Source organism: Paraburkholderia sp. BL18I3N2 (genome assembly GCF_003001875.1).
Classification (GTDB): Bacteria; Pseudomonadota; Gammaproteobacteria; order Burkholderiales; family Burkholderiaceae; genus Paraburkholderia; species Paraburkholderia phytofirmans.
The window spans coordinates 1-1,369 of the sequence record NZ_PVNC01000068.1 but is presented as its reverse complement, the minus strand read 5'-3'; the positions used below and the strand labels follow the sequence as shown (position 1 = coordinate 1,369).

Annotated in this window: 1 protein-coding gene; it reads right to left on the bottom strand. The window is 59.7% G+C overall.

Features of this window, described 5'->3' with window-relative positions; translation table 11 throughout:
* Positions 1-42 precede the first annotated feature (42 nt).
* The gene (locus B0G75_RS40015; protein WP_106285464.1) at positions 43-1,311 is read right to left on the bottom strand and encodes an IS256 family transposase; all 1,269 of its coding nucleotides are present in this window, start codon (positions 1,309-1,311) and stop codon (positions 43-45) included.
* Positions 1,312-1,369: the final 58 nt, after the last annotated feature.

Genomic DNA, 1,369 nt, shown 5'->3' with positions numbered 1-1,369 from the left:
GGAGGTGTCAGAAATTTCGTGTGCTGAGGCCGGTTAAAAATCTCAGCTGATGGCGGCGGTGAATCGCTCACCGAACAGAATGGCGAACTGATTGACAGCTTGCCGCCAGGTGATAGGCGGCATCTTCCAATCCTTTTCAATGTTGCGCAAGGCCAGATACAGCAGTTTGCTGGCGGCTTCGTCGCTCGGGAAGTGGCCACGATTCTTGACGATCTTGCGCAACTGCATGTGCATGCTCTCGATGGCGTTGGTCGTATAAACGATTCGACGCACCTCGTGAGGATAGGCAAAGAAGGGAATCACCTGCTCCCATTGGCGTTGCCACATGGCCGGGACGGTAGGGAATTTGCGACCCCATTCGCTTTGCGCAAAGGCCTCGAGCGCCGCGGCCGCCGCTTCAGCCGAGGCGGCCTGATAGATCGGCCTGAGCGCGGTAGCCAGCGGCTTACGGTCCTTCCAGCTCGCCAGATTCAGCGAATTACGGATCAGATGCACGATGCAGGTCTGGATCTGCGCGGCCGGAAACACCGCCTCGATGGCCTCCGGGAACCCACGCAGGCCGTCGACCACCGCAATCAGGATGTCGTGCAAACCGCGATTCTTCAACTCGTTGAAAACCTTCAACCAGAACTTGGCGCCTTCGGTTTGTTCGATCCACAAGCCCAGCACTTCCTTGCGGCCGTCAGCCCGAATGCCCAGCGCCAGGTACACCGCCTTGTTCCTGACCGTGCCCTCGTCGCGGATCTTCAGTCGAAGTGCGTCGAAATACACAATCGGATACATCGCCTCGAGCGGGCGTTGTTGCCACTGCTCGACCTCAGCCAGCACCTCGTCGGTGACCGTGGAAATCAGATCGGGCGACACTTCCAGGCCGTACAGCTCCAGCAGGTGAGCCTGGATCTCGCGTACGCTCATGCCGCGCGCGTACATGCTGATGACGTGGTCGTCGAATCCCGCCAGCCGGCGCTGGTACTTGCCGACCAGTTGCGGCTCGAACGTCGCCTGCCGGTCTCGCGGGATATCCAGCGTCAGTTCGCCGTTGGGTGTGAGCACTGTCTTGCGGCTCGTACCGTTGCGGTGGTTGCCGGCGCTGCCTTGCTCCGCCTCGCTCTCCAGGTGATGCGTCAGCTCCGCGGCCAACATGCGCTCAGCCAGTTGCTTCTTCAGTTGCCCGGCCAGGCCCGATTCCCCGAGAACCGACTCGGCGTTCCTGTTCTGCACCTGCGCCAGCAGTTGATCGATCAGCTCATCGGGGAACAGCTTCGGCGCCTTCGGGTTCTTGCTCTTCTTGGTCACTGTTGTTTCGGTCATTGGACGTTATTTCCGTTATCGTCTCATGACCTCGACACACTAAAAATCTGACAGGCTC

What these genes read in the sequence shown, in the direction of transcription:
- B0G75_RS40015 (WP_106285464.1), bottom strand. Translation starts at nt 1,311, where the DNA reads ATGACCGAAACAACAGTGACCAAGAAGAGCAAGAACCCGAAGGCGCCG.